Annotated in this window: 24 protein-coding genes; 10 read left to right on the plus strand and 14 right to left on the minus strand. The window is 34.7% G+C overall.

Annotated features, from left to right (window positions below; genetic code table 11):
* Positions 1–75: 75 nt before the first annotated feature.
* Positions 76–810, minus strand: coding sequence for a gamma-glutamyl-gamma-aminobutyrate hydrolase family protein (locus HMPREF3023_RS05150; RefSeq protein WP_070701383.1), 735 nt, complete (start codon positions 808–810; stop codon positions 76–78).
* 130 nt (positions 811–940) lie between these two features.
* On the opposite strand from HMPREF3023_RS05150, the gene HMPREF3023_RS05155 reads away from it, so the two are divergent.
* Positions 941–2,269 carry an MATE family efflux transporter gene (locus HMPREF3023_RS05155; RefSeq protein WP_070701385.1) on the plus strand — a complete coding sequence of 443 codons (1,329 nt, stop codon included), beginning with the start codon at positions 941–943 and terminating at the stop codon, positions 2,267–2,269.
* A gap of 75 nt (positions 2,270–2,344) precedes the next feature.
* On the opposite strand, the gene HMPREF3023_RS05160 is transcribed toward HMPREF3023_RS05155, so the two are convergent.
* Positions 2,345–3,223 carry a DegV family protein gene (locus tag HMPREF3023_RS05160; protein WP_070701387.1) on the minus strand — a complete coding sequence of 293 codons (879 nt, stop codon included), beginning with the start codon at positions 3,221–3,223 and terminating at the stop codon, positions 2,345–2,347.
* A gap of 253 nt (positions 3,224–3,476) precedes the next feature.
* Between HMPREF3023_RS05160 and HMPREF3023_RS05165 the strand changes: the two genes are divergently transcribed.
* Positions 3,477–3,929, plus strand: a complete 453-nt coding sequence (locus tag HMPREF3023_RS05165; RefSeq protein WP_070701390.1) for a nucleoside deaminase — start codon at positions 3,477–3,479, stop codon at positions 3,927–3,929.
* On the opposite strand, the gene HMPREF3023_RS05170 is transcribed toward HMPREF3023_RS05165, so the two are convergent.
* Both HMPREF3023_RS05170 and HMPREF3023_RS05175 read right to left on the minus strand, forming a co-directional pair.
* Positions 3,903–4,454 carry a phosphatase PAP2 family protein gene (locus HMPREF3023_RS05170; protein ID WP_070701393.1) on the minus strand — a complete coding sequence of 184 codons (552 nt, stop codon included), beginning with the start codon at positions 4,452–4,454 and terminating at the stop codon, positions 3,903–3,905. The two genes, HMPREF3023_RS05165 and HMPREF3023_RS05170, sit on opposite strands and share 27 nt — an antisense overlap.
* A gap of 51 nt (positions 4,455–4,505) precedes the next feature.
* Entirely contained in the window at positions 4,506–4,745 is a 240-nt protein-coding gene (locus HMPREF3023_RS05175; RefSeq protein WP_070701395.1) for a CDIF630_02480 family spore surface protein, read from the minus strand.
* Positions 4,746–4,912: 167 nt separating this feature from the next.
* On the opposite strand from HMPREF3023_RS05175, the gene HMPREF3023_RS05180 reads away from it, so the two are divergent.
* The gene (locus HMPREF3023_RS05180; protein ID WP_070701397.1) at positions 4,913–6,649 is read left to right on the plus strand and encodes an ABC transporter ATP-binding protein; all 1,737 of its coding nucleotides are present in this window, start codon (positions 4,913–4,915) and stop codon (positions 6,647–6,649) included.
* Positions 6,636–8,480 (plus strand): ABC transporter ATP-binding protein, encoded by a 1,845-nt coding sequence (locus HMPREF3023_RS05185; RefSeq protein WP_070701399.1) that lies wholly within the window; start codon positions 6,636–6,638, stop codon positions 8,478–8,480. The genes HMPREF3023_RS05180 and HMPREF3023_RS05185 overlap by 14 nt, the downstream gene beginning before the upstream one ends.
* Positions 8,481–8,527: 47 nt before the next feature.
* On the opposite strand, the gene HMPREF3023_RS05190 is transcribed toward HMPREF3023_RS05185, so the two are convergent.
* Genes HMPREF3023_RS05190 through HMPREF3023_RS05200 form a run of 3 tightly spaced genes read right to left on the minus strand, consistent with a single transcriptional unit; the run spans position 8,528 to position 10,396 of the window.
* Positions 8,528–9,178 carry an ABC-2 transporter permease gene (locus HMPREF3023_RS05190; protein WP_070701400.1) on the minus strand — a complete coding sequence of 217 codons (651 nt, stop codon included), beginning with the start codon at positions 9,176–9,178 and terminating at the stop codon, positions 8,528–8,530.
* Complete coding sequence (locus HMPREF3023_RS05195) at positions 9,175–10,017, minus strand: ABC transporter ATP-binding protein (RefSeq protein WP_070701402.1); 843 nt, start codon at positions 10,015–10,017, stop codon at positions 9,175–9,177. The genes HMPREF3023_RS05190 and HMPREF3023_RS05195 overlap by 4 nt, the downstream gene beginning before the upstream one ends.
* Complete coding sequence (locus HMPREF3023_RS05200; RefSeq protein WP_070701404.1) at positions 10,007–10,396, minus strand: GntR family transcriptional regulator; 390 nt, start codon at positions 10,394–10,396, stop codon at positions 10,007–10,009. The genes HMPREF3023_RS05195 and HMPREF3023_RS05200 overlap by 11 nt, the downstream gene beginning before the upstream one ends.
* Before the next feature lie 108 nt (positions 10,397–10,504).
* Between HMPREF3023_RS05200 and HMPREF3023_RS05205 the strand changes: the two genes are divergently transcribed.
* Together HMPREF3023_RS05205 and HMPREF3023_RS05210 are read left to right on the plus strand one after the other, a co-directional pair.
* Positions 10,505–10,921, plus strand: coding sequence for a hypothetical protein (locus HMPREF3023_RS05205; RefSeq protein ID WP_070701406.1), 417 nt, complete (start codon positions 10,505–10,507; stop codon positions 10,919–10,921).
* Positions 10,922–10,942: 21 nt separating this feature from the next.
* A complete protein-coding gene (locus HMPREF3023_RS05210) occupies positions 10,943–12,340 on the plus strand; it encodes a phospholipase D-like domain-containing protein (RefSeq protein WP_210400915.1) in 1,398 nt (465 codons plus the stop codon).
* A 46-nt stretch (positions 12,341–12,386) separates the two neighbouring features.
* On the opposite strand, the gene HMPREF3023_RS05215 is transcribed toward HMPREF3023_RS05210, so the two are convergent.
* The 6 genes from HMPREF3023_RS05215 to HMPREF3023_RS05240 all read right to left on the minus strand — a co-directional run bounded on the left by HMPREF3023_RS05215 (position 12,387) and on the right by HMPREF3023_RS05240 (position 18,841).
* Positions 12,387–12,848 (minus strand): hypothetical protein, encoded by a 462-nt coding sequence (locus HMPREF3023_RS05215; protein WP_070701410.1) that lies wholly within the window; start codon positions 12,846–12,848, stop codon positions 12,387–12,389.
* A gap of 7 nt (positions 12,849–12,855) precedes the next feature.
* Complete coding sequence (locus HMPREF3023_RS05220; protein WP_005955077.1) at positions 12,856–13,125, minus strand: metal-sensing transcriptional repressor; 270 nt, start codon at positions 13,123–13,125, stop codon at positions 12,856–12,858.
* Positions 13,122–15,875 carry a heavy metal translocating P-type ATPase gene (locus HMPREF3023_RS05225; RefSeq protein WP_070701412.1) on the minus strand — a complete coding sequence of 918 codons (2,754 nt, stop codon included), beginning with the start codon at positions 15,873–15,875 and terminating at the stop codon, positions 13,122–13,124. Before HMPREF3023_RS05225 ends, HMPREF3023_RS05220 begins: the two co-directional genes overlap by 4 nt.
* Positions 15,876–16,076: 201 nt before the next feature.
* The gene (locus HMPREF3023_RS05230) at positions 16,077–16,973 is read right to left on the minus strand and encodes a Fic family protein (RefSeq protein WP_070701414.1); all 897 of its coding nucleotides are present in this window, start codon (positions 16,971–16,973) and stop codon (positions 16,077–16,079) included.
* A gap of 225 nt (positions 16,974–17,198) precedes the next feature.
* Positions 17,199–17,834, minus strand: coding sequence for a hemerythrin domain-containing protein (locus HMPREF3023_RS05235; RefSeq protein WP_070701415.1), 636 nt, complete (start codon positions 17,832–17,834; stop codon positions 17,199–17,201).
* Between the two features lie 8 nt (positions 17,835–17,842).
* On the minus strand, positions 17,843–18,841 hold the full coding sequence (locus tag HMPREF3023_RS05240) for a threonine aldolase family protein (RefSeq protein WP_070701417.1): 999 nt from the start codon (positions 18,839–18,841) through the stop codon (positions 17,843–17,845).
* An 87-nt stretch (positions 18,842–18,928) separates the two neighbouring features.
* Between HMPREF3023_RS05240 and HMPREF3023_RS05245 the strand changes: the two genes are divergently transcribed.
* On the plus strand, positions 18,929–20,005 hold the full coding sequence (locus HMPREF3023_RS05245; RefSeq protein WP_070701419.1) for a pyridoxal phosphate-dependent aminotransferase: 1,077 nt from the start codon (positions 18,929–18,931) through the stop codon (positions 20,003–20,005).
* Between the two features lies 1 nt (position 20,006).
* Complete coding sequence (locus tag HMPREF3023_RS05250; RefSeq protein WP_070701421.1) at positions 20,007–21,437, plus strand: TraB/GumN family protein; 1,431 nt, start codon at positions 20,007–20,009, stop codon at positions 21,435–21,437.
* 107 nt (positions 21,438–21,544) lie between these two features.
* Here the strand turns inward: HMPREF3023_RS05250 and HMPREF3023_RS05255 are convergent, their stop codons facing one another.
* Positions 21,545–22,789, minus strand: coding sequence for an L-cysteine desulfidase family protein (locus HMPREF3023_RS05255; RefSeq protein WP_070701423.1), 1,245 nt, complete (start codon positions 22,787–22,789; stop codon positions 21,545–21,547).
* A 208-nt stretch (positions 22,790–22,997) separates the two neighbouring features.
* On the opposite strand from HMPREF3023_RS05255, the gene HMPREF3023_RS05260 reads away from it, so the two are divergent.
* Together HMPREF3023_RS05260 and HMPREF3023_RS05265 are read left to right on the plus strand one after the other, a co-directional pair.
* On the plus strand, positions 22,998–23,684 hold the full coding sequence (locus HMPREF3023_RS05260; protein WP_070701425.1) for a response regulator transcription factor: 687 nt from the start codon (positions 22,998–23,000) through the stop codon (positions 23,682–23,684).
* A gap of 110 nt (positions 23,685–23,794) precedes the next feature.
* On the plus strand, positions 23,795–24,655 hold the full coding sequence (locus HMPREF3023_RS05265) for a sensor histidine kinase (RefSeq protein WP_210400916.1): 861 nt from the start codon (positions 23,795–23,797) through the stop codon (positions 24,653–24,655).
* Positions 24,656–24,721: the final 66 nt, after the last annotated feature.

Below are 24,721 nucleotides of genomic sequence, written 5' to 3' on the forward strand. Positions count from 1 at the left end.
TTTATGTTTCCTCGTCTTTTTTCTATATAGGGATCTTTTGCAACAACCCCTTAATTTTCTAAAAAATTTATAAACTTACTTGCAAGCTTCAATAAATTTTTCAAAAATCATATTCATTTCCTTGTCGTCGTACATCATTTCTGGGTGCCATTGGACTGCAAGGGCAAATTTTTTGTCATCTAAGTAAACTGCTTCTACTAGGCCTTCTTCTGATAGGGCAGCTTTCTTTAATCCCTTTCCCAATTCGTTTATTCCTTGATGGTGGTAGGAGTTTGTCCAGATTTCTTCTCTTTTAAAGATATCAAAAAGTGGAGTGTCTTCTAGGACTTTAAGTTCGTGGGATGGTTCGTTCCTTAATGAGTTACTCATAGAGTGAGCTGGGAAACCTGCTGATGGCAAATCTTGGTGGATAGATCCTCCAAGTGTCACGTTTAAGATTTGAAGTCCCCTACATATCCCCAAGAAAGGGATGTCCTTTTCAAGGGCGTATTCTGTCATAAAGATTTCTTCGTGGTCTCTTAAGTTGTCGAACTTACCAGCCTTGCCAGAGTTTCTCTCGTTATAGGTCCTTGGGTTTACGTCATGACCGCCTGATAAGAGAAGTCCGTCAATCTTGTCTAGAACTGTCCTCATATCTTCCATAGTCTTTATGTTTGGAATTAAAATTGGGATTCCACCATTTCTTTCAACTGCCCTAATATAATCTGCTGCTATTAGCTGCCAGTCTTGGCCTTCTACTCCAATTTGTCCAACGTCATTTTGAGAAATATCCCTAAGTGAGTTAACAGAAATTCCTATAATTGGTTTCATAATCTTCCTCCCTTTTTTTATTAAGCTTATTATAACAAAGACTTATAAAAATTGTAATAGAATATGTTATTGACTAGCTTATTGCCTAAAAAAAATAATTAATATATAATTACTAGATTAGAGGTGTTATATGAGTTTAAATAAACAATTTTTTAAGTTTGTAATCCCATCCATTATTGCAATGTGGGTTTTTTCTATATACACAATCGTTGACGGATTCTTTGTTGCAAACTTTGCCGGCGAGCTAGAGCTATCGGCTGTAACAATAGTTGTGCCTTATGTGAACTTCCTTTTTGCAATTGCAATTATAACTGGTGTTGGATCACAAACTATTATAGGAATAGAACTAGGCAAGGGAAACAGGGACGAGGCCAACAAGGTCTTTACCTTTATAATTTTATTTATCCTGGCCTTTTCTGTAGTGCTTGCCCTTATTGCAATAATTTTTATGAATCAAATAATAAGATTTTTAGGAGCAGACTCAACTCTATTCCACCTATCTCACGACTACTTGTCTGTCATTGTCTTCTTCTCGCCCTTCTACATCATTTCCTATGCCTTTGAGGTCTTGGTAAAGGTAGACGGTTTTCCTAGGACTGCAATTATTGGTGCAGTTTCTGCTTGTGTAACAAATATAATCTTAGACTACATCTTAATCCACAAATTTCAAATGGGAGTAAGGGGAGCTGCCCTTGCAACGGGCATTGCACAATTTTTGTCTTGCTTCATATTTTTTATCCACTTTAGGGCCGCCAAGGGTTACCTTCGCTTTGTAAAAATTAAGATGAGTGCTAAAGAAGTCTTTCATTATTTAAAAAAGACTGTTGTCTATGGTTTTGGAGAGTTTATCTCTGAACTAAACACTGCAACCTTTGTCTTTATCTTTAACTTATTTATAATAAAGTATCTTTCACCAGAATATCTTTCTGCCTACGCAGTTATAAATTACATGTCACTTTTTGCCAACTCCACCTTCCAGGGAGTTTGCCACGGGACTCTGCCCCTACTTTCCTACTACCATGGTTCCAAGGAAAGAGACAAGTCCATAAAGATTATAAAGATGAGTTTTGTCTTTGTCTTTATAATTTCTGTGATTATGTATGCCATCTCCTATTTTGGATCAGAAACTCAGTTCAATATGTTCTTGGAGAATAAAAGTATGATCTCATCTTCCATTAGGCCAATGAGGATTTACGCCCTTATGTTTTTATTGGCAGGTCACAACTTGTTTATTGCATCCCTCTCATCTGCCATTGGAGACCCCAAGTATTCCATCATAATAAATATTTTGAGAGGATCAGTTTCACTTTTCCTTTCAATTTATCTAATGGTTCACTTATTTGGAGTGAAATACCTCTTCTTCGGAGCAGTTGTATCAGAACTAGTAGTATTTGCTATTGCCCTTTATTCACTGAGGAAGATGCTAAATAAGTCTGCGCTAAGAATTAAAAAAGCATGAGATTATAAAAATTTAAGAAATTAAAAAAGGAAGTCGCGTGACTTCCTAATTTTTTGTGTATTTTTAATTTTAAAATCAATCTAAATACTTTTTAAATTTTTCTGGTATGTTTTCTGATAGATAGGCTAGGCCGAAAATATCTGGCCCCACGTGGGCTGCAATAGTATGTCCCACCTCTAAGGATAGGAACTTGTCATAGCCCCTGTCTTCTAATTTTTTTATAAGTGGGTCAATAACTTTTATATCGTCAGCATAAACTGGGAAGACCCTATCTGACCCATCTGATGAAGTCTTTTCGTCCATCATCTCCATCATCTTCTTGTAGGACTTGTTCTTGCCACGAACTATTTCTGACAAATATATTCTTCCTTCTTCATCAACTTCTAGTATTGGCAGTATATTTAGGACGTTTGAAATTTTTGCCTTGGTCCTGGAGACTCTTCCACCTTCATAGAGATATTTAAGGTCATAAACTGTGAAGATGTGCCTTGTTTTTTCCACCAAAAATTTAAGAAGGTCTAGTACTTCATCGTAAGTAGCACCATTTTTTGCAGCCAGTCCTGCAAAGTAAGTAATTTGTCCAAAGCCAACTGATGCTGCAAGTGAGTCCACTATCTCAACTCTTATGTCATACTTTTCTTCAATTTCTTTTTTTGCCATCCAGGCATTTTGATAGGTCCCACTTAAGCCTGAGGATAGGGTTAGGCAAATAATATCTGTGCCTTCTTCTGCAAACTTTTCAAACTTCTTTAGGTACTCGTAAAAAGTTATCTGGCTTGTCTTAAAAAAGAATCCTTCTCTCATTTTTTTATAGATTTCCTTATTGGACATATCTTCAGATAGGTCTTGACCCTCTTCATCTACACAATTTATTTTAAAAATTTCTAAGTCTAAATTGTCCAATGTCTTTTTATCTAAATCACATGAGGAGTCGGATATTATCTTAAAAGTCATTTGTTCCTCCCTGCTGTAAGTCCAGCCTATATATTTCAATTAAAATTAATTTGCTGTATGAATAATCGATTTACATTTTAAAACTTTATTTTCAAAACTTATTCTAGTCATTTATATTTATAAGATTATAGTTTATAAATTAATGACTACTTCTTATCATATTATAACACAGTGTTTATTATTCATATATTCTTTTATTTGAATAAGTATGAGACTTTCTTCTTTATTTTTTTCATTTTGATATAATATTTTTATGGAAATTAAGTTTATGAAAGAGGCAATCCGCTATGGCCGCAGGTCTCTCTTATCAGATGACGTGCCCATTGGATGTGTCGTCGTAAAAAATAATAAAATAATTGGATATGGTTACAATAAAAAAGAGGACTTACAAAACCCCACAGCCCACGCAGAGATCATGGCAATATCCATGGCCTCAAGACATTTAAATTCTTATCACTTAGAAGGCTGTGACATCTATGTCACCCTTGAACCGTGCCTAATGTGTGTGGGAGCAATTTTAAATGCACGAATCAAAAATTTATATTTTGGTGCCCGCAACAAGAGGTTTGGTGCTGTAGTTTCCCACCAAAAAATAGAAAAACTCATAACTAATCATAGGATTAATTATGAGTATGGTATCTTGGAAAGAGAATGTGCAAGCCAAATCTCTAGCTTCTTTTCAGATCTTAGGAAGAGGTCCAAATAAAAAGGGAAGATTTACCTGCATAAAATCCAGTATAAATTTGTCGTAGTAGTTTTTTGTAAGAAGGGCTATTATTATTCCAATGATTGCCCCAATGATTACGTCGCTGGGATAATGGACGAAGTGATAAATTCTTGAAAAGGCAATTAGGCCTGCTATCACAAGAAAGAAAATCCCCATCCCCCTAAAGTAAAAGTAAATTGTCAGGGCTGCGGCAAAGGAAGATGAAGCATGGCCTGATGGAAAGGAAAAGTCTGTGGGATCCTTTATAAGGAGCTCTACCTTATTTATCCAAGACGGTCTCTTTCTTTTTAGGATATTTTTCAAGAAGAGGTTGCAGACTATCCCGTTAAAGATAAGGGCAAGTATTACATTTATGCTCTCAACCCTAAAGCCTAAGTAGAAGAGGATATAAACTGTAAAAAGCCAAATTGCTCCTCCAGTTCCCAGATGGGTGATGGCAATCATGTACCTATTTAAGACGTCGTTCCTTATTCCAAGGAGCCAGTTTAAAAATTTGCTATCCATAAAAACTCCTATATTTTTTACAAAAAAAGGCCTATCACTAGGCCCTAAAAATTACATTCTATTTTCGTTGTCAACCCATTCTTTAGCTTCTTCAACTTCTTCGTCTGTTGGAATTTCGATTCCTGTTTCAGGATCTTGTCCTTCAGTCTTTGCATAGATATCAGAATCTGGTCTATCTTCTGAGTTAATTTCCTTTTGTTGGTCCATGTTTGCTTTCATTTCTTTCTTCTTTGCATCAGAAAGAGTTGTTGAGTTTTCTATTAAATCTTTTTCTTTTTTGTTGTCTGTCATATTATCCCTCCATATATTTGTTAGTTATATATTATTACAAATATCTTATAATTACAAATAGTTTGAGTAAATCTTGAGTATAATGTACTAAAGTTTTTAAATTAGATTTAATAAATCTTATTTGGGTAATTGTTTTATATTAAATATATATATTTAGGAAGTGTTATATGTTAAAAGTAATTTTCGATAACCTAGGCGAGTATAAAAAGTACGCTGTGCTCTCGCCTTTTTTTGTTTTGCTAGAGGTCTTGATGAACGCATCAATCCCCTTCTTCATGACAAAAATAATAGACCAGGGGATCTTGGTTAACTCCTCTCAAAATATAATTAAGTACGGAATAATTTTATTTATTGCAGCAGGCATTTCCCTTGCCACTGGAGTGATCTCGGGCTATCTTGCCACTAAGGCATCAAGTGGTCTTGCAAAAAATATGAGGGCCTCAATGTTTAAAAACATAACAGACTTTTCCTTTGAGAATATGGACAAGTTTAAGTCTGGATCCCTTATCACTCGTATGACAACTGATGTCCAATCAGTGCAAATGGCCTTTCAGATGACTATAAGGATGGCAATCCGTTCGCCCCTTACCCTAATCTTTTGCTTTATCATGTCCTTTAGACTTTCAAGGGACCTTGCTCCAACTTTTGTAATTATTATTCCCCTAATAGGGATTGGGATGGGACTTATAATAAAAGGAGCCTACCCAATTTTTGAAAAAGTTTTTAAGATTACAGACAAGCTCAACACAGATGTGTCAGAAAACCTATCTGCCATTCGTGTGGTCAAGTCCTTTGTAAAAGAAGAAAAGGAAATTCAAAAGTTTAACGAAGTTTCTGATGACCTACAAAATAATTATATCAAGGCTTCCAAGCTCCTAGCTTTTTCCAATCCTTTAATGAACTTTTCCACCTATCTTATGACAATATTAATTGCCTGGTTGGGAAGTCACTTTATTGTGGCTGGCAAGATGACAACTGGTGCCCTTACTGGACTTGTGACTTACGCAATTCAAATTCAAATTTCCCTTCTCATGCTGTCAATGATTCTAGTTCAAATTACCATTGCGAGAAACTCCATAAGACGTATCAATGAAGTTATTGCAACTAAACCTTCTATTGTCAGCCCAGAAGACTCTGTTAAGGAAGTAAAAAACGGAGAAATTGTTTTTGATGATGTCTTCTTTTCTTATTCTGGCGACTTGGACAAGTCAGTCCTTAAAAATATTAATCTAAAGATAAATCCTGGCGACTATGTGGGTATGATTGGGCCAACAGGTTCTGGTAAGTCTACACTTATTAGTCTTATTGCAAGGCTCTTTGATCCAACAAAGGGGACTGTCTATGTTGGAGGAGAAGATGTTCGTGACTATGACTTAGAGTCTCTTCGTGACAAAGTTTCTGTAGTTCTACAAAAAAATCAACTTTTCACAGGGACCTTACGTGAAAATTTAAAATGGGCTGGAGATGACCTAAGTGACGAAGAGTTAAAAGAAGCCCTCTACATTGCTTCTTGTGACGACTTCATAGATCCTGAAAAAGACTTGGACATGAAGGTCCAAAGGGGAGGAACAAATTTCTCTGGTGGCCAAAGGCAGAGAATTTCTATTGCAAGGTCAATTTTGAAAAATCCAAAGATTTTAATTATGGACGACTCAACTTCTGCCCTTGACAACAAGACTGAAGAAAAAATAGTTTCTTCACTTAATAAATTAAGGCCAGACATGACAAAGATTTTGATTTCGCAAAAGATCAAGTCCCTAAAGAACACTGACTACACCCTAGTCCTTGATCTGGGAGAAATTGAATCCATAGGAAGACATGAAGAACTTATAGAAAAGAGTCCAATCTATAGGGAAATTAATGAAACTCAAGAAAGTGACGGTGATTTTGATGCAGAAGAATAAGACAAAAATTACATCTCCTGAAAATAAGGAAGCGGCAAAAAAATTATTCTCCTTTATCTTTAAAAGGCATAAGTTTAAACTCCTAGGAGTTGCCCTTATGGTAATAATTTCATCCTTTGCCACAATTTCTGTGTCACTTTTTATGAGATTTTTAATTGATGACTACATCATCCCCTTGGTAAATAGTTCAAACCCAGATTTTTCTAATCTCTTAGCCATGCTAATTAAGATGGGAATATTTTTAGGAATTGGGGTTATTTGCTCCTTCACCTACTCAAGACTTATGGTTTCAATATCTGAAACAACTCTTGGCGAGATGAGAAAGACTATGTTTAAGAAGATGCAATCCCTACCTGTCTCCTACTTTGATGGAAATAGTCACGGGGACATTATGTCCTACTACACAAATGATGTCAGGGCCCTTGGAGAAATGATAGCCCAATCCTTCCCATCCTTTGTGTCCTCTGCCATAACAATTATCATGGTCTTAATCGCCATGTTTTCACAGTCCTTCTTCCTGTCACTTATAATAATTTTGACAGTGGGACTTATGATTTTTACCATGAATGTAATTGGTGGCAAGTCTTCTCACTTCTTCTTGAACCAGCAAAAATCTCTTGCCAAGACTAACGGCTACATTGAAGAGATGATTGACGGCCTAAGAGTTGTAAAGGTCTTTAACCAGGAAGAAAATGCAAGAGAAGACTTTAGGCTAATTAACGAAGAATTAATGGAAAACACCATGATAGCCAACAGACTGGGACTATTCCTCTTCCCAATAATTTTTGGAATTGGAAACTTTCAATATATTCTCTTTGCCCTAATCGGTGGCCTTATGGCAGTTCACGGTGGCTTTGGCATCACTGTTGGGGTGGTGGCTTCCTTCCTACAACTTTCAAGAACCTTAACAGGTCCCATGGGACAAATTGGTGGTAACATAAACTCTGTGGTCCTTGCCATAGCAGGTGCCAGAAGAATTTTTGACTTCCTTGAAGTTGAGCCAGAAGCCTACTCTGGCGAAGTTGAAAAAGTTGTAAAAGTTGTTGATGGAGAAGAAAAATATTATTGGCACGACCTCAAGACTGACGAGTATAGAGAACTCTTGGGAGACATTCGCTTTAAAAATGTTGACTTCTCCTACGATGGAAAGAAGAAAATCCTAAAAGATATAAACCTCTATGCAAAGCCTGGCCAAAAGGTTGCTTTTGTTGGGGCAACAGGTGCCGGCAAGACAACTATTACCAACCTTATAAATAGGTTTTATGAAATCGACAGTGGAGAAATCACCTTTGACGGCATAGACATTAGGAGGATTAGGAAGGACCACCTTCGTTCCTCTCTTGGCATGGTTCTCCAAGACACCCACCTCTTTACAGGTACAATTGCAGAAAATATAAATTATTCTGTAGAAGATGTGGACATGGAAAAAACTATTGCAGTAGCAAAGAGGACTAACGCCCACGACTTTATCAAGAACCTAAAGGATGGTTATGACACCATGATAAGTGGTTCAGGTGGCGAACTATCTGAAGGGCAAATGCAACTTCTTTCTATTGCAAGAGCAGAAATCTACAACCCACCAGTTATGATCCTAGACGAGGCGACATCGTCAATTGACTCTCGTACAGAAAAAATTGTCCAAGAGGGCATGGACCAAATCATGAAGGGCAGAACAACCTTTGTCATTGCCCACAGGCTCTCAACAATTATGAACTCTGACGTTATTATCGTCTTGGAAAATGGCGAGATAGTCGAAAGAGGCGACCATGCAGACCTACTTGAACAAAAGGGAATCTATTACAAGCTCTACACAGGTGGCTTCGACGAATAATTTTATAAAAGAAAAAGGTGCTGGATTTTTTCCAACACCTTATTTTTTTATAAATCTCTATTTTTATAAAATTTTTCTGAAAGCTTTATTGAAATAGAAATTATTGTAAAAATTATAAATAGGATAATTAAAAGACTTATTAATTTATTATTAGTCATTAAATTAAGTAGGTCTTTTAAAGAACTCCTGAAGGTCATACTAAAGAAGGAAAAGAGGGCAATTACTACAAAACTAATAGCTGAAAGTGTCTTTGCCTTTTTGTATCCATACTTAAAATAAAGGGGATACTGCATAGAAATCAAAAAAACAAAAACTATAAAGAAAGACCCAATAATTGGAAGGACAATTTTTATATCGAATTTCACAAAAAATGATGCCACAAGGGAAAATATTAGTCCTATAATTATCGCTGCCATAAATAAAATTAAGGCAAAGGCATATCTTCCTTTCACAACTTTATCTCCCTTTATGCCAAAAATTTTGTAAAGTGAATCTATACCAGCTTCGTCTCCCACAAGGAAAGGGTAAGAGGAATAAATCATGGCAAACAATAGGGGCATTGAGATTGCTATTAGTGGATTTTTCGTCATAAAAAAGTAAACTAAATAGAGTATAATCATTATTAAAAGATTTTTTATTGTGAAATAGGGCTTAATTGAAATATAATCCAGCTTCATAATTTTTTTAATGTCCTTCATTTCTTCCTCCCATATAAAACTAAAATTTTATTTATATCTGGCTTTTCAAGAATTAATTCATCTGGAATTTTTTCTCTATCTATATTTTTTACAAGGGCTTCAAAGGAAGTGTCTGAAGATTTTATGCCAAGAAGATCAAAATCTTTTAAAAGTTCTCTATCTTCTTCCCCTCCCTTTAAAAGCAAATATTTTTCCAGAAAATCTTCTTTGCTAGAATTTTCGACAATCTTTCCTTGGTCGATAAAAATTATATAATCGGCAATCCTGTCTAGGTCTTCAGTTATGTGTGTGGAAAAAAGCACTGTGTTATTTTCGTCTTCCACAAAGTCCTTTAAAATATCTGTGAGTTCATCTCTCATACTTGGGTCAAGCCCACTTGTTGGCTCATCTAATATCAAGAGATTTGCCTCGTGAGAAAGGGCAATAGAAAGCATAAGCTTTATCTTCATTCCACGAGATAATTCCCTAACTTTTTTATCTTTTTCTATTCCAAATTTTTTGACATATTCAAAAAACTTTTCTTCCTTCCAATTTTCATAGCCACACTTCATGGCTTCATTTACAAGAGAAATCTTCCAGTCCTTTGACAAGAAGGAGTCGTCCATAATTATCCCCACATCTTGAAGATAATTTAAATTCCTTGCATCTTCTCCGTCCACAAATACTTCTCCCTCATAATTTATTAGGGACAAGAGAGACTTTATAGTTGTTGTCTTTCCCATTCCGTTTTTTCCAATAAATCCAGTGATAAATCCCTTTTTTATTTCAAAGGAATCTTCTCCCAAGACAAAATTGTCATAAGTCTTTTTCAAATTTTTAACTTCAATTTTATTCGTCATAGTCCAAGCCCTCCTTGTATAAAAATTCAAATAATTCCAAAATTGTTTCCTTATCTAAATCTAAATCGGCAGATAATTTTATGACTTCTTGCAAGTGATTCTCCAATTCCTTTTGCATTTCTTCTCTCTTGACCTCTGAGTCTTTGCCTGCCACAAAGGTCCCAAGACCCTGCCTAGACTCGACAAATCCTTCTTCTTCTAGTTCGTCGTAGGCCTTCTTCACTGTCAAAATGCTTACCTTTAAATCCTTAGAAAGAGTCCTCACAGAAGGAAGCTGCTCTCTTTCTTTAACCTTGTTTTTTAAGATATTTTCTTTTATAGCATTCTTTATCTGTTCATAAAGAGGAACTGAGGATCCATTTATTAAAATAATTTTCATTTTGCCTCCTTGTTACATAACACTATATAACAGTCTATAACACTTTGTCAATTATTTTAATTTTTTATAAATATTTTTGATATAATAGGGGAAAAGGAGGGCTTATTGATGGCTAAGAAGGACTTAAGAAATAAAAAGAATGTGGCTTTTATAATTTTTGCAATCTTAATAATAATTTCCACTTGCTTTTATTATGTAAAGATGCGAAAGCCTGACGCCTATGTGACCATGGACCCTCTCACAATTCAGTTTCACTTCACTGGCTACGATGGATCTGGCAAGGCTGAGATAGAAATCCTTGAATATCCAAAAATTGTCAGTTTAAAAAATGAGAAGGACAGAGAAGAGATAGAAAAAATCCTTCACAATCCAAGCATTGAGTGGAGCAAGAATGAAAACTTAAGAAATGGCGAGGAAATATTTTATTATCTTAGATATCCTAATACAGGAAGATATAATATTAAGTTTGATAGAGATTATGGAAGTACTGGGACAAGGGTACAAGACCTGATTCCCACAAACTAATTTTAAATTTTGGAGAAGATTTTGAAAAAGAAAAAGAAAATTATGATACTTATTTTATTATTTATTATTCCAATTATATACAGCTTGAGTACTAAAAATCCCCCTGGCACCAACCTGTCATCTGACTTTGTGGATGCTGACTGCGAGTTTTTGTACGACTTGACTTATCTAAAGGATGGAAAGAGACTTCACGAGAAGAGGATCTTTAAGCGAGAGATGGACCTTATAAAAAATGCCCAGGACTTTCTCATGGTGGACTTCTTCCTCTTTAACGACGAGTACCCAGACTCCATGACCTTCCCAAGTCAAGTGGAAGAGATGACGGACCTCTTAATTGCAAAGAAAAAAGAAAATCCAAATATGCCAATTTTATTTGTCACAGACCCAATAAATAATTTTTACGGGGCCTATGAAGAAGATAATCTAAAGAGGCTTCGTGAGAATGGAATTGAAGTTGTAGTCACTGACCTAAACAAGATGCGTGACTCCAACGCCCTTGTATCTGGAATTTACAGGGCCTATCTCCAGTGGTTTGGAACATCTGGTGGTGGCTGGATCAAAAACTTTTTTGACAAGGATGCCGACAAGGTAAATGTGAGGTCAATTTTAAAACTGGCCAACTTCAAGGGCAACCACAGGAAGGTCTTGATTTCAGAAAAGGAAGCTTTAGTTGCATCGGCAAATCCCCACGACCCATCAGCCCACCACTCCAATGTGGCCATGGTCTTTCGTGGCAAGTCCATGGAAGATTTAATTAAGTCTGAGTCCATATTTTTTGACAAATTACCTGACGTAATAGAAAATTTTAAGGCAGAAGAAGTTACTTCTCCTTACAAGTTAAAGGTCATCACTGAAGGTAAAATTTATGATGAAATTTCAAAAAATATTAGGGAAAGTAAAGAGGGCGACGAGATAAATCTCGGAATCTTCTATCTATCAGAATTTAGGATTTTAAGAGAACTTGGTGAAGCTGCAAAGCGTGGTGTTGATGTAAAAATCATTGCAGATTTAAATAAGGATGCCTTTGGTCTTGAGAAAAATGGATCACCAAATAGGCCTGCCCTAAGCGAACTAAAGGAAGACTATCCTGACATAAATATTCGCTGGTACCAAACATCTGGCGAGCAGTTCCACACAAAATTTATTTACTTCGACTTCAAGGACAAGGACCCACTTGCCATCCTTGGATCAGCCAACTATACAAGGAGAAACCTGGACAACTTTAACCTTGAGACAAATCTTGCAGTTGAAATGAAAAAAGATTCACCAATGGCAGGGGAAATGAAGGACTACTACTCAAGAATTTGGAATAATGAAGATGGCGATTACACCTTACCTATCGAAGACTTTTATGAAAGTAGATTCTTTATGAGGATTCTCTGGAAAATCCAAGAAAAAACAGGCCTCTGCACCTGGTAAAAATTTAAACATAAAAAAATCACGGTAAAAATTACCGTGATCTTTTTTATTTATCAACTATATACTTTATTTCTGAAATCAAGTCGTCATCGGATAAGAGTGTAGGACTTTCTTGGCCGCCAAGCTTTCCATAAAAAGAATAGTGAAATTTATTTGTGTCCCTATCTCTTTCTGAGTTGTACATATATATTGTATCTTCCTCATCTTTATTGTGTAGATTAATTAATAAAGAATTGTAATCTGGGATTGAAGCATAGGAATATCCCTGGTCCACTACTTTGCAATTTTCCAAGAGACTTATTATCTCTCCTAACTTTTCTTCATTGTCTTCAGAAGAGAAAATCTCTCTTGTAGTCATTTTTTCTTCATCTGTAATTACTTCCACGCTTAAAGATTCAAATTTATAAACTTCTCCAGTGGAAAATTTTATCTCATGACTTTCGTCCTTCTTACAAGCTGTGAGAAAAATTAAGGCCACTAACAAATAAAATAATTTTTTAAATTTCATATCAGACCTACTTTGACAACTTATTTATTATAGTGTTGATTTCTTCGATTTTTTCGTCAATTTCTTCCTGGCTCTTGGAGTAGGAATCCTTGACACAACCCCTTAGGTGGGCTGTCAGGACATCCTTATTTATATTTTTGAGGATGGAGATTGAGGCCATAAGCTGGTTGGAGACGTCTAGGCAGTACCTGTCTTCCTCCACCATTTTTATAAGGCCGTCAATCTGCCCCCTGACAGTTTTTAATTTCCTAAGTTGGACTTCCTTGTCAGCTCTCATTTTGCTATTTTTGCAGTATATCCTGCATCTTCAACAGCCTTAACAAGGGCTTCATCTGCCACGTCCTTGTCAAGTTCTACTTTTGCATTCTTTCCTTCTAGGCTAACGTCAGCTTCCTTTACGCCGTCAAGACCTTCTAGTGCCTTTTTTACTGTAGCTGTACAGTGGTTGCAAGACATTCCTTCAACATTTAAAATTTTTTCCATATTATCTTCTCCTTTATTTTTAATAATTTTATAACCTGCTTCTTCAATGGCATTTTCTATTTCTTCTGGGCTTATACCCTGGTCTATAAATTCTACAGAAGAATTTTCGTGGTTTGCCACAACATCTTTTGCCTTGCCAGTTTTTTCTAGGGCATCAGCAACTCTTTTCTCGCAGTGGCCACACGTCATGCCTTCTACTTTTATTTTAGTAGTTTTTTCATTTTTTTCTATAAGATTTTCTTCTTTTACAATTTCTTTTTCACTTGAAGACTTTGATTCTTCCAAAGATTTTTTCACTCCCCTTGGTTTAAACCTTCTTAGTCTTAGGGCATTGTTTACAACAAAGACTGAGGACAAACTCATGGCTAAGGCTGCAAACATTGGGGAAAGTTTTATCCCAAAGGCTGGGAATAAAAGACCTGCAGCAAGAGGAATTCCAATTGTGTTGTAGAAAAAGGCCCAGAATAAATTTTGCTTGATGTTTTTGATTGTAGCCTTGGAAAGTTCAAGGGCTGAAACAACATCTAAAAGGTCTGACCTCATTAGGACTACGTCTGATGACTCAATTGCCACGTCTGTTCCATGACCTATTGCCATGCCTATGTCGGCCTTGGCAAGGGATGGGGCGTCGTTGATTCCGTCACCAATCATTAGGACCTTCTTGCCAGATTTTTGGATCTTGTCGATTTCCTTGTTCTTATCTTGTGGAAGAAGTCCTGCAAGAGTCTGGTCAACTCCAATTTCATCAGCAATTGCTTCTGCAGTTTTTTTATTGTCTCCAGTTAGCATAATTATTTTTTTGCCCATATCTCTTAGGAGTTTAATTGCATCTTTTGATGACTTCTTAGGAAGGTCCTTGACAGAAATTATACCAAGGACTTCACTTTCATTGGCAAAGTACATGGAAGTCTTGCCCTCTCCTGCAAGTTCTTCTGCCTTGGACTTAAAGTCCTTTAGGTCAATTTTTTCTTCAAGCATATATTCAATATTTCCTGCAAGATACTTATTTCCTGCTACTTCTCCATTTAGGCCCCTGCCACTAACTGAATTAAAGTTAGTGATTTCTTCTAAGTCTATATCATTTTCTTGTGCGTAATTTATAATTGCTGAAGCCAATGGATGTTGGGAATTTTTCTCTATAGACCCAGCAATTTTTAAGAAGTTCTCTTCATCTAAGTCTGTCACAATATCTGTTAGGATTGGCTTTCCTTCAGTGATTGTCCCAGTCTTATCCATTACAATTACATCAATCTTGTGAAGATTTTCTAGAACTTCTGCATTTTTAAAGAGAAGTCCAAAATCTGCAGACTTGCCTGTTGCCACCATTATTGAAACTGGTGTTGCAAGGCCTAAGGCACAAGGACAAGAAATAACCAAAACAGAAATTGCAAAGTTAAGGGCATTTTCAAATCCGTAGCCCAGAGCCATCCAAACTACAAAGGTTAGGGCAGCTATAATTAAGACTGCTGGCACAAAGACCCCGGCAATTTCATCTGCAAGCTTGGCTATAGGAGCCTTGGACTGGTTGGCTTCGTCAACTAATTTTATAATTTGAGAAATAGTTGTGTCTTCTCCAACCTTCTCTGCCTGAAACTTAAAAGATCCAGTTGTGTTAATGGAAGCAGAGATTACCCTGTCGCCCACAGACTTTTGAACTGGGATTGACTCCCCAGTCACTGCCGATTCATCAAGAGAAGATGCACCCTCAATGACCTTGCCGTCAACTGCCACAGATTCGCCAGGTCTTACAAGCAAGATATCTCCCACTCTTACATCTTCAATATTCTTCACGACTTCTTCGCCATCTTCTATTACTGTTGCCATCTTTGGGGCAAGGTCCATTAAATTTGAAAGAGATGACCTTGTCTTGTTCTTGGACTTTTCTTCCAAGTATTTTCCCACAGTTATAAGGGTAAGAATCATGGCTGAAGACTCAAAGTATAGGTTGTGCCTGTAGGCATCTACAAGTTCCATGTCTCCTTGGCCAAAGCCATAGGCCATCATGTAAATGGCAAAGATTCCATAGACAAGGGCTGCAAGAGAACCAATGGCAACAAGGCTATCCATGTTTGGAGCCCTGTTCTTCAGTCCCTTAAAGCCAGAGATGTAAAAGTCCCTGTTGATGTAAACTACAGGAAGGGCCAAGAGAAATTGTGAAAAGGCAAAGATAATAGCCCCTTCTGTTCCATGAAAGATTCCTGGAGTTGGCAAGTGAATCATAGGCCCCATAGCTATATACATGAGAATCACCATAAAGATAATTGAATATATAAGCCTATGCTTTAGGGCATTCTCTCTGTCATCAAGTGGTTTATCTTCTTTTTTTGTCTTTTCACCAGCTGGGCTTGCTCCATAGCCAATCTTTTCCACAGCACCTATAATTTTTTCATCATCTACTATATTTTCATCGAAATTTACCTTCATTGAGTTGGTCATGAGGTTGACGTTGGCGCCACTTACACCGTCAAGCTTTTCAACAGCTTTTGTGATATTGGCGACACAAGACGAACAAGTCATGCCACTGACATCAAATTTCTTTTCCATATTACCTCCTATACCCCCCTAGGGGTGTTCCTTTATTTTTATACTAACACTAAAAGAATTTTTTTACAAGTTTTTGATAAGACTTCTTAATATTTTTAAAATACTCATAATTTTTGTGATTTTTATGCGATAAAATTTTATTTTTATGGGATAAGTTTTAAAAATAAAAAAAAGACTGGAGAATAAAACTCATAGTCTTCTTTACTTAAATTCTAAAATTTTAATATATTCATCAAGTCTTTCATTTACATAAGATGCGAATAAATTTTCCATAGCCTTAATATTGTTTTTTTTATGATATTCTTCAAAAGCGTCATAATATTTAATCCTATCAGTAAATTTAATATCAATTGGTGGGTATCCATTTTTCATAAGTTCTAAATTTACAAGTAGTCTACCTGTTCTGCCATTTCCATCTATAAAGGGATGGATCGCTTCAAATTCAATGTGAAATTTTGCAAGCTTCTTTATTAAATTATCTTGAGAAGATTTATAATCTATTAAAAGTGATTCCATCATGGGTTCAATTAGATAGGGCTGAACTGGTTCGTGACTTGCTCCCATTATTCTAACTGGAACTTTTCTATAAACTCCCCTATCATCTTTTTTATCTCCCAAAACAAGAAAATGAATTTGCTTAATTATACTTTCACTGAGATCTCTTTTTTCTTTGACAAGATCAAGTATAAAGTAAAATGCTTCTTTATGAGACACCGCTTCTATGTGATCTTTTAGTGGTTTTTGACCAACAGTAAGCCCCTTAAGAACCATATCAGTTTCTCTTAGAGTGAGAGTATTTCCTTCAATGGCATTACTATTGTAGGTGTACTCAACCATAAAGTCTTCAGTAAGCCTTTCAACTTCACCTTCTGTTAAGGGCCTCATATTATTTAAAATTTTTAATTTTTTATCTATTAATTCTAATAGGTTTTCAGGATTATTTATTCTTTTATCAGATGGTTTAATTGCATTTTCAGGAATCTTCCAAATATTTCCTTCTTTAAATGCACCTTCTACTCTTCCTTCTTGACACAAGACCCTTACTCTTCTTTCTGATATATTCCAAAGTTTTGCAATTTCTTTTATGCCTAGATACATATTATCTTCTCCTTATTAAGGAAATTATAAAACTTCCTCGGAATAATATCAAGACAAAAGGAATAATACAAAGCCTCTTTCGGAACAATGAAAAATGGCCTAGCCTAGGCTAAACCATTTTACTTATTATTTATAAATTTTAATTTTGATAAAATATTTTACACTCCCCAGTGCCACTCCTAATATTTTAATTATAATTTATAATTTATTTATAAATCCAAGACCTTACATCTTAAATAGAATTTCATTTTCTATATAGATGTGTCTTCTCATGTCCTCGTCAAGTTCTCCCATAAGCTTGTTGAGTTCCTTGATTTCTGGTTCTTCTGCATTCATCTTGTAGTCACGAGTTAGGTACTTGATCCTGTCAAATAGACCAATTGTCTTTTCGTGTTCTGCAAGTAGGTTTTCGAAGTCCACATCCTTGCCTGCAAGAGCGTCCTTAAATTCAAACTCTTCTTCGCTGGCAAAGTGAGAAACAAGTTCTGCCTTTATAAGAAGAAGAACTTCATAGATTACAAAGAGTTGTTCTCCTCTTTCTCTATAATATTTTTTAATAGCTCCCCTAAAGATTTCGTCGATTTTTTCTGTTGTAGCAAGTTCTTGTGGGTGAATTTCTTCTACAATATAGTGAATTAATTCTTCCTTATTCATCTTCCTAACCCTATCCATGTCCTTGAAGTCATCTTGTCCTTCAACTTTTTTGATAAATAGGTCATAGTTTTCTCCAAGAGATTCTAGGGCATCTTCAAGCCTTTCCATAGCTATAAAGTCGTATTCTCCTCCAAGCTTTTGGATTTCCTTTAAAACTTTTGGGTTTTCCATTACTGCAGCTTCAACTGTCATATTTCTTTCTAACATAATTCCTCCTAATTATTTATAGAATTTAAAAATCCTCTTACTTCCTCTTCACTTGTCCTATAATTTGTAACAAGTCTAATTATAGATTCCTTCTTGTCTTCTATTTCAAAAATATTTTCTTTTTCTAATTTTTCAATTTCTTCTGGGCTAGATTTTATAAAAATCTGGTTGGACTCAGAAAATACTGGTTCTCTTCCTAGATCCCTTAGACCATCAACTAAAAGTCTCGACATTTCATAGGCCCTCTTGGCATTTTTATAATAAAGTCCATCTTGAAATAAGACCTTAAAAGATAGACCAATTAAGAAGGACTTTGCCATCATGGCTCCCCTTTGTTTTAAGTAATATCTAAAGTCTTCCTTCAAGTTTTCATCTAAAATCACCAGGGCTTCACCAAAGATTGCCCCATTTTTTGTTCCCCCAATAGAAAAAATGTGGGAATACTTGGCATAATCTGATAAATTACTAGAATTTGCAGCCATGGCATGGGCAATTCTCGCCCCATCAATATAAAGATATAGGTCCTTTTCTTGGCAGACTTCATAAATTTCCTTTATTTCATCTATAGAATAGACCGTTCCCACTTCGGTAGTTTGAGAAATGTAGACAACTTTTATCTTTACATCAATTTCACCTGGCTGGTCATCAATAAAGTCTCTAATTTTATCTGCTTTTAACTTTCCATCAGAAGTCTTTAGAGTCACAACCTTATGGCCTGTGGCTTCAATGGACCCAGTTTCATGGTGGGTTATGTGGCCTGTTGATGCAGATAAGACTGCTTCATAGGGCCTAAGACCAAAAGTTGTGGCCAAAATGTTTGTGGCAGTGCCTCCAGACACAAATTCAATGTCCGCGTCCCTTCCAATTTCCCTTAAAATTAAGTCCCTAGCCTGGTTTGAAATTTCATCAGTCCCATAACCAGAAATCTTATGGTCAAAAAGCTTTTCTATCTCTTGGTAGATTTCCTTGGATCCAAAATCACTGTAGTCATTTCTAAAATTATTCATAAGCCACCTCACCCTCTTCTTACCCCTTATTATATAATATATGTAAAAATTCACCAAATAGGGTACAATAGAAAACGAGGTGTTAAAATGAACAGTCACGGCGCAAATGTTTTTGAGATTGCGAAAAAAGAAGGCATAAAAATTGAAGACATTAGGGATTTTTCTTCCAACATAAATCCCTTGGGACCATCTAGGAAGGCCCTTGAAAATTTAAAAGACAATTTAAACTTACTTTCAACTTACCCTGACGTGGACTATCTTGATTTAAGGGAAGCCATCTCTACATACGCATCCTGTAAGAGGGAAAATATTGTCCTTGGACTTGGGTCTACAGAAATTTTGAGGGATACAATCTATTATTTTGCCCCAAAAACTGCCATGATCCTATCACCTTGCTACTCTGAATATGAGAGGGAGTTAAGAAAAATTTTTTCCCACATATTTGAGTACAATCTTGAAGAAAAAAATGATTTTAAAATAAATTTAGACCAGCTAATAAATACAATCAATGAAAAAAATATTGATTTCTTAATTTTTGCAAACCCCAACAATCCAACTGGAACAATCTTAAAAAATTCTGAAGTCGAGAGAATTTTAAGAGAAACTGAAGCAAAAGTCTTGGTGGACGAAACCTATATTGAGTTTACAGACATGGGGACCTACTCATCATCAGGCCTTACAAAATCTTATGACAACTTGGTGGTCGTAAGGGGGACATCAAAGTTTTTTGCCCTTCCTGGCATAAGACTTGGCTATGGACTGACATCAAATGAAGGACTTTTGAAGTTTTTCAAGGACAAAGAAGTCCTCTGGCAGATTAATTCTGTGGCAGAAATTTGCGGCAAGGTCATGTTCTCTGATGAAGCCTATATCAAGGAAGTCTACGACTTTATAAGGACCCGTAGAGAAAATTTTTATAAGGAACTTGCTGATATAGAAAATTTAAGGGCCTATGAGAGTTTTGGGAATTTTATTTTAATTAAGATACTTAAGGGTATAAATTCTACAATATTAAGAGAAAAACTTCTCGCAGAAGGTTTAGTAGTAAGAGATTGCAAAAGTTTTAAAAATTTGGACGAATCTTATTTTAGAATCTGTATTTTGGAAGATCCTGCAAATGAAAAATTGTTAAAAAAACTAAAAGAAATTTATAAGGGTGATTAATATGAAAAAATTTAAAAAAATACTGACGACTTTAGTACTAGTACCTACACTTTTCCTACCTAACTTTGCTTTTGCACAAGAAGATACAAGTCCTGCAGTTACAGAAGTTAAAGTCGAAGAATCTGTCAGCAACAATGCAGAAAATCAAAATACATTAGATAAAAAAATAGAAGAATCTAAAGAGATCAAGTCTAAAGAAAAAACTCCTAAGATCAAGTCTCCAAGTTTCAGTCCATGGGCAAGTGTAGATCTTAATGATGTTCAATTTATGGGTTTATATCCTGCTTCAAGTTTCTTTGAAGGAAAGGATTTTAGAAAAGCTGTTACTTTAGAAGATGCAAACACAGCCTACAAACTTGCAAAAGAAAAAATTGAATCTCGTGGTCTAAAAACAGGTGGAGATTTTACTTTTAAAGATTTAACTCGACTTGAAACACTTGAGTCAATTTCAAAACTTTTAAATGATGACAAGTTTGCCGTTAAAAATTTAAAAGAATCAAAAATATTTTTTGGACAAGAAGATGAAGAATATTTAAATAGCAAAATTCCTCTAGAAGAAGTCCTGGCTCTTTATAACAGGGCTACAAAAAAGACTTTACAAGATAATGATAAAGTAGCTAAGGGATTTTTCTACGAAATAGAAAATAAAAACAACAAGGTTTATATGCTTGGATCTATTCACATAGGTAAATCCTCTATGTATCCAATTGACCAAAATATTATAAATTCTCTTAAAGATTCAGACAAAATTTTTATGGAAATTGATTTAACTAATCAAGAAAAATTAAAAGAAATGCAAGAAAAAATGTATTACAAAGATGGCGGAAGCCTAAAGAATGACTTAGGAGAAGAATTATTTGCTAGAGTTGCAAATATTTTTAAGGACTTTGGAATGACTGAGGACCAAGTCAATAAGTTAAAGCCATGGGCCATATATAATTCATTGTCAGTAGACCCTAAAGGAGAAGTTGCAACTGCAACTTATGGTATTGAGTCCTATTTCTTAGCTCTTAGTCTTTTAAATAATCTTGAATTAGGAGAACTTGAGTCTGTTGATTTCCAATCAGATTTACTTTCTAACTTTGATAAAGAGTCCTATATCTCTATGATTAAGAATTTAACTGATGAAATAGAAAAAAATGGTTACAAGAATATAAATGCTGGACTTAATGAAATGTTAAGTGCTTGGGAAATTGGAAATAAGGACAAGATGATAAGTCTCTTATCAAGTGATGGGGACGAGGCTTCAGAAAAATTTAACGAGTCCCTCTTAAGTGAAAGAGACAAGAATATGGCCAAAAAAATTGACGCCATGTTAAAGGAAGATGGAGAAAATACTTATTTCATCTTAGTTGGTGCAGCCCACCTTGTTCCAGAAAATTCTGTAACAGGAATTTTAAAAGACATGGGTTATGAAGTTCTTGAAAAATAAAAATTTGTAAAAAATAAAGACGAGGTCACATGACTTCGTCTTTTTTATGTGAATTTTTATAAACTTTTAACTTATTTTACAATATAAATTTTCTTGTTAATTAAGATTTATTTGCCAATCATTTCTCTCAAGATGACTTCATCTGTCTCTTTCATCCCCTCCATGGCAATGTGACCCACAGTTTTTATCATCTCATCTATGTCGCCCTTTACGATTCCATCTCCTGACTTAAAAGAATTGCCAGCCTTGGCTTGCTTGTAGGCCAAGAAGCCCATCTTTAGACTAGATGCAATTTTTATGGCGCAGGATTCTTTGGCTCCGTCACAAATTAGGCCAGAGTTTGTTGCAAGGGCATTTGTTAAAATTTCCTTGATTAGATCTTTGTCTTCATCTTTCATAAAGGCAAGGCCACAAACTGAAGCAGAACCTGCAGATACAACTCCGCAGTAGGCTGAAAGCTCGCCAATTCCTTCTTTTATATAAAGGCCGATTAAGTTGGCAAAAATAAGGGACCTGTATAATTTATCCTTTGGAATATCATGCTCCTTGGCATAGATAATTATTGGAACAGAAACTGTTATCCCTTGGTTGCCTGATCCTGAGTTTATAACAACTGGTTTTTCACAACCTGACATACGGGCGTCAGAACCTGCAGCTGCATAGGCCACAAGTTTTTCAGAATACTTGTCTCCTGCATCTTCTAAGACCATCTTCCCAATATTTGCTCCCCAAGGATTTTCTATTCCTTCCTTGGCAATGGCGTAATTATACTCGATTTCCTTGTCCAAGACGTCTATTATCTCATCATAATTTCCATTTTTTGCAAAATCATAAATTTTATCAAAGGAAAGGTCAATCTTGTCTTCTTCTTTTATTTCTTCTTCTTTTTTTTCAAAAAGGACTTCATCATTTAGACTTTCATAAATAATATTTGTGTGGAAGTCCTTGATGATGACGCGAGATTTTTTATCTCCCTTTTCCATTGCTACGTCAATATAGAGTCCCTTTTTCTCGTGGAGGAGTTCGATGTCACAAAGTCCCTTGTCTATTAGGTCATCAAGGTATTCAAGTTTTGACTTGTCCACATCAGATAGGACCTCAAGTTTTTTTGTGTGGTCTCCCAAGAAGGCACCAGCTGCAAGAGAAATTTCAATTCCCTTTCGTCCATCAGTCCCTGGAACCTTTACACTATTTACATTTTTTATAATATTGCCCGATAAGCTGGCCTTGATTTTATCTGGGTCCTCTCCCAAGATAAATCTTGCACGACTGGCTGCAAAGGCTAAAGCTATGGGCTCGGTACAGCCAAAGGCCGGCACCATTTTTTCCCTTAAATATTTATTATAGTTCATAAAAATCTCCTTATATTTAATCTATCTTTATTATAACAAAATAAGATAAGCTTTTCCTAATAGTATTTATCAAACTCATTTTTAAATTTTTTACAATATATAAAAAAGTTAGCTTATTGTTGCAATCAAAAATAATTTACCATAATATTTTTGGCTTTTTAAATTAATAATATATAATAAAATTAAAGATAAGAATAAAGGAGATAATATGTTAAAAATACTCTTGCTAGAAGATGACAATATAATATCTTTTGCCATAAAAAAATATCTTGAAAAATTTAAATATTCCGTAAAAATTTTTAAAACTATTTCTGCCACTGAAGATCTTTCTTTAAATGAATTTGATTTAATTGTTTTAGATGTAAATCTACCTGACGGTAACGGTTTTGATTACTTGAACTATGTGAGAAGTTTTTCAAAAATTCCTATTATAATGCTAACTGTTAAAAATGATGAGAAATATATTCTAAAAGGATTTTCAGAAGGTGCAGATGAATACATATCAAAACCATTTTCTCTACCTGTTTTGAAAGCTCGAATTGAAAATGTTTTGAAAAGGACTGGACATAAAACAGAAATTATTTTTAAAGACCTGACTTTAAATGATGATATTAAGTCTGCAGAATTAAGCGGCAAAAATTTGGATTTAAACATAAAGGAATATGCCCTTTTAAAACTTTTTATCGCACACAAAAATGAAAATTTGCCAAGAGACTTTATTTTAGATAACATTTGGCAAAATGATTTTTATGAAATAAATGACAATACTCTTTCTGTAACAATTAAAAGGCTTAGAAAAAAATTGGGTCCAGATTATGAAAAATACCTTAAAACTATAAGGGGATTTGGATATAAGTGGTCGGAACTAGATATTGAAGAGAGCGTAAAAAAATGAAAAATTATAAAAAATATTTATTTATAATTGCTTTTAATATTATTTTATCAATGCTGATAGTTTGCATAAGTCCACGATTTGACATGGTCACTCTTTTTTATTTTATATTTTTGAATATCTTGATTTTTGTCTTTCTTTTATTATTTGAAAGGAGTAAAAATAAGAAAATAAATGATCAAATTGACGAAATTATAAATTTAATTCACTCTTTAAATCCAGACAAGGAAGTTTATAAAAAAAATGATGGTGAATTTGGAAAACTTAAAGATGAAATTACAAAAATAATTTTAGAAAATAAAAATATAATTGAAAATTCAAAAGAGAAGCAAAAGGTTTTAAGAGATTACTCAGAAGATCTTGCCCATCAAATAAAAACTCCCTTAACAGGTATTCTGTTGATGTTGGATTTAATTGAAGAAGACAAAGAAAATATAGATGAATATATTTTGTTAATTAGAAATAATATAAATCGGCTTGAAAATCTGACAGACATTCTTTTAAAACTGGCTTCCCTTGATTCTGATATAACAAAATTTAATTTAGAGTATGTAAATGTCTTGGAATTGATAAAAAGCGTAAAAGAGGCTTTAGATTCTTACTTTGGTATAAAAAATTATGAAGTTAAAATTTTTGGTGATGATTTTATTTTAAATTGCGATAAAAAATGGACTCATGAGGCAATTTTAAATATCTGCAAAAATGCAATTGAAGCAAGTCCAGAGAATAATATCGAAATTATACTTAGAGAAAGCAATGTCTTTAAAAGTATCCTTGTCAAAGATTTCTCTCCAGGTATGAGTAAGGATACTTTAAAAAAAGCTATGCAGAGATTTTATAAATCTGACCCAAACAGTCAAGGCTATGGTATTGGACTTCCCATGGCAAAAACTATTTTAAATAAAGAAAATGGCGACTTAATTTATAATCGCGAAAAAAATTATAATACCTTCGAGATGAGATTTTATAAATAACTATATAATTCTTAATTATATGTGTCACTGACTAGTCACTTTATTTTGTTAATATGAGGAAAAGGA

Source organism: Peptoniphilus sp. HMSC075B08 (assembly GCF_001815405.1).
GTDB classification, from domain to species: Bacteria; Bacillota; Clostridia; order Tissierellales; family Peptoniphilaceae; genus Peptoniphilus_A; species Peptoniphilus_A harei.